Genomic DNA, 3,657 nt, shown 5'->3' on the forward strand with positions numbered 1-3,657 from the left:
GCACCGGCCGTCGAGCCGGCGCCGGTGGCGGGATCCGCATCCAAGCCCGTCCCCGCCAAACCCTCGGCCCGCGTCGCGGCCCGCCACGTGGCCCAGGCCAAGGAGGTCACCGAGACCTCCGCGACGACGGCAAAGAAGAAGATCGAGCCGCTGAAGCACCACGCCGCGAGCGAGCCGAAAGACAGCAAGCACTGAGGCTGGACCAACCCTCCCCGTCATTGCGAGCGCAGCGAAGCAATCCAGGGCCACGCACGCAAGCGTCGGTGAGTTGGCCCTGGATTGCTTCGCTGCGCTCGCAATGACGGGAGAGAATCGTTTTCCCCGGCAGGGGGCGCCCCATCCGATCCAGCAGCGCTGCCGCGTCCGGGGAAAGCTTGGACGCCCCCTTCCTCCGCTCGACCGAAACCCGGCTAACCTTCGATCCGCGAAAAATCCGCGACCTCGCGCGTGGCCGCGCGCAGGGCGTTCAGCAGGGCCAGCCGGTTGGCGCGAACCGCCGGATCGTCGGCGTTGACGGTGACCTTTTCGAAGAAGGCGTCCACCGGTGCCCGCAGGCGCGACAGCGCCCGCATCGCTCCCGAAAAATCCTCCGCCGCGACCGCGGCCGAGGCGTCGGCCCGGGCCGACGTCAGGGCCTCGGCCAGCGCCTGCTCCTCCGGCTGGCCGGCGGAGGCGATCAACGCGGCATCCGGCTCGGCCTCGTAGGTGCGGCCGTCCTTCTTCTCCTCGATGCGGAGGATGTTCGAGGCGCGCTTGACGCCCGCGAGCAGGTTTTTGCCGTCGTCCGTGCCGAGAAACTGGCCCAGCGCCTCGACCCCGCGGACGACCATCAGCAAGTCATCCTGTCCGGGCAGCGCGAAGACGGCGTCGATCAGGTCATGGCGGGCGCCTTGGTCGCGGAGGTAGACTTTGAGGCGGTCGGCGAAGAAGGCGAGCAATGCATTAGCTATCTCCCACGCCAACTGGCCGGTACTATCAGCAAAGCGTCTGGCACCTTCTGGCGTGACTTCCTTGCGAATTACATCGAGAAGCCGTTGAATTTCGATAGGATCGATTTGCGAATTCTGAAGTTCTTGCACGCGACCCGAAGCTTCAGAGAGTTGATTTAGCTGTATTCCAGCATAGCTTCTGGCAAAAGACAGAGCAAACAGATGAAGCAATCGGGCTCTGATACCATTCTCGGTTAAAAGACGGACGACTCCCAAAGCCGCCCGCCGCAGCGCATACGGGTCCTTGCTCCCCGTCGGCTTCTCGTCGATGGCCCAGAATCCCACCAGCGTGTCGAGCTTGTCGGCCAACGCCACGGCGATCGAGACCGGCTCGGTCGGCACGCGGTCGGAGGGGCCGACCGGCTTGTAGTGTTCCTCGATGGCGGCGGCGACGCTCTCGGGCTCGCCCTGGAGCGTGGCGTACTTCCGGCCCATCAGGCCCTGCAACTCGGGAAACTCGCCGACCATCTCGGTGACGAGGTCGGCCTTGGCGAGCCGGGCGGCGCGCTCGGTGAGGTCCGGGTCCGCGCCGACGAGCGGCGCGAGTTCGCGGGCGAGCGCCGCGATGCGGGCCACGCGCTCCCCCTGCGTCCCCAGTTGCTCATGGAAAATGATGGCATCGAGCTTCGGTAGCCGGCTCTCCAGGCCCGCGGCCTTGTCCGTCTCCCAGAAGAATTTCGCGTCCGAAAGCCGGGCGCGGACCACGCGCTCGTTGCCGGCGGTGATCGCGGCGCCGCCGTCCGAGGCGACGAGGTTCGAGACCAGGACGAAGGCCGGGGCGAGGGTCTCCGAGCCGCTTTTCCGCAGCACGAAGCACTTCTGGTTGGCGCGGATGGTGGCGCGGATCGCCTCGGCCGGGATGTCCAAAAAGGCCTCGTTAAACGAGCCCATCAGCACCACCGGCCATTCGACGAGGCCGGCGACCTCCTCGAGCAGCCCCTCGTCCTCGACGAGGTCGAGCCCACGGGCGAAGGCGAGGTCGCGGGCGTCGTGCAGGATGATGTCCTTGCGCCGGTCCGCGTCGAGCACGACTTTGGCGCGCTCGAGCGCCTGCACGTAGTCGTCGAAGCGGCGCACCGTGATCGGGCCCGGCGCCAAAAAGCGGTGGCCGCGCGTCGTGGTGCCGGCGACGATCCCGTCGACCGTGAACGGCACCACCTCGGGCGTCTCGGTCTCGGGGCCGAAGGTGGCGACGATGGATTGCAGCGGGCGCACCCAGCGCAACGCGCCGGGCTTCGCCGAGGCCGCGCCCCAGCGCATGGATTTCGGCCAGGGAAAGCTTTTGATGATCGCCGGCAGGATCTCGACCAGCACGTCCAGCGTCTCGCGGCCGGCCCGCTCGATCACCGCGAGGTAGAACTCGCCTTTTTTCGGATCGGTGATCGTGGTCGCCTGATCGAGGCTCGTGAGCCCCGCGCCCCGCAAAAATCCCTGCACGGCGGCCTCCGGCGCGCCGACCTTCGGCCCGCGCCGTTCTTCGCGAACCGCCTCGCCCCGCGGCGGCAGGCCCGCGACGTGCAGCGCCAGCCGGCGCGGCGTCGCGAAGGCCTTGGCGCCCTCGTAGAGGAAGCCGCGCTCCACCAGCGCGTCGGTGACGAGCTTCTTCAGATCCTCCGCCGCACGCCGCTGCATGCGGGCCGGGATTTCTTCCGAGAGCAGTTCGAGGAGGAGATCAGGCATGGGCGGTGCGGGCTTTTCGGACTCGGCGGGCCGCCCATTCGGAGCGGCCGAGGCCGTGCCCGTGTAGTGAGCCATCGGGGGGCTGTCGAGGATCGCCGCTCCGCCAACGCCTCGCTTTCGCCCAACCGGCCCGGCACCTTCGCGCTCACTCCGTATGGTGTCTTTCCACGAGCCGCGAGCGACCGTGACCCGCATGCCGACCGCTTCGCTCCTGCGCTGCGCCGTCCTCGCCGCCGGCCTCGCGCTCACCGGCCCGGCGCTGGCGCATCCGCATGTCTGGATCGTCGCGAAGGCCGAGATCGTCTACGACGGCGGCCGGGTCGTGGGGGTGCGCCACGACTGGACGTTCGATGCCGCCTACACCGCCACCCTGACGCTGGGGCTCGACACCGACGGCGACGGCCGGCTCTCGCCGGAGGAGCTTCAGGGCCTTGCCGACGAGAACGCCAGGGGCGTGGCGGAATTCGGCTATTTCACAAAGCTCAAGGTCGCGGGCAAGGAGCAGGCCTTCGTCGCGCCGCGCGAGCCGCGCATGGAGATGGCCGGCAACCAGGCCCGCTTGAGCTTCCTGCTGCCGCTCAAGGCGCCTCCGGCTCAAGGGCGCGGGGTCGTGGCACTCGAAATCTCCGACCCGACCAATTTCGTCTCCTTCGGGCTCGCCGAAGGACCGGATGCCGTCGGCCTGAAGGACGCGCCGGCCGGCTGTGCCGTGACCATCAGCCGGCCCAAGACCACCGAGGCCAAGACGGCGGAGGCCGGCAAGTCGATGACCGAGGCGATGTTCGAGGCGCTCACCGCCGCCGCCAATTTCGGCGTCCAATACGCCAACCGGGCGCTGGTCGCATGTCCGTAGGCGTCGCGCTGGGAGAGTCGCCGGCACCGCGGAACCGGCTCGCGCGGCGGCTCGCATTCGCGGCCTGCGCCATCGCGCTGGCTGCCGCCGTGCTGGCGCTGCTGGCGTGGCTCGTCATGCCCGGCATCGCAGCCC

General features: G+C 68.9%; 3 protein-coding genes. 2 read left to right on the forward strand and 1 reads right to left on the reverse strand.

Going from position 1 to position 3,657, the window contains the following annotated elements; translation table 11 throughout:
- A partial coding sequence (locus FV217_RS23130; protein ID WP_210245163.1) for a hypothetical protein occupies positions 1-195 on the forward strand: 195 nt, incomplete at its 5' end.
- A gap of 215 nt (positions 196-410) precedes the next feature.
- Here the strand turns inward: FV217_RS23130 and glyS are convergent.
- Entirely contained in the window at positions 411-2,669 is a 2,259-nt protein-coding gene (glyS, locus tag FV217_RS21995) for a glycine--tRNA ligase subunit beta (protein ID WP_147821738.1), read from the reverse strand.
- Positions 2,670-2,862: 193 nt separating this feature from the next.
- On the opposite strand from glyS, the gene FV217_RS22000 reads away from it, so the two are divergent.
- Positions 2,863-3,522, forward strand: coding sequence for a DUF1007 family protein (locus tag FV217_RS22000; RefSeq protein WP_147821740.1), 660 nt, complete (start codon positions 2,863-2,865; stop codon positions 3,520-3,522).
- Positions 3,523-3,657: the final 135 nt, after the last annotated feature.

The organism is Methylobacterium sp. WL9 (genome assembly GCF_008040035.1).
Lineage (GTDB): Bacteria > Pseudomonadota > Alphaproteobacteria > Rhizobiales > Beijerinckiaceae > Methylobacterium > Methylobacterium thuringiense.

Excerpts from the sequence above, each read along its gene's own strand:
- glyS (WP_147821738.1), bottom strand. The coding sequence starts at position 2,669 with ATGCCTGATCTCCTCCTCGAACTGCTCTCGGAAGAAATCCCGGCCCGC.
- FV217_RS22000 (WP_147821740.1), top strand. The coding sequence starts at position 2,863 with ATGCCGACCGCTTCGCTCCTGCGCTGCGCCGTCCTCGCCGCCGGCCTC.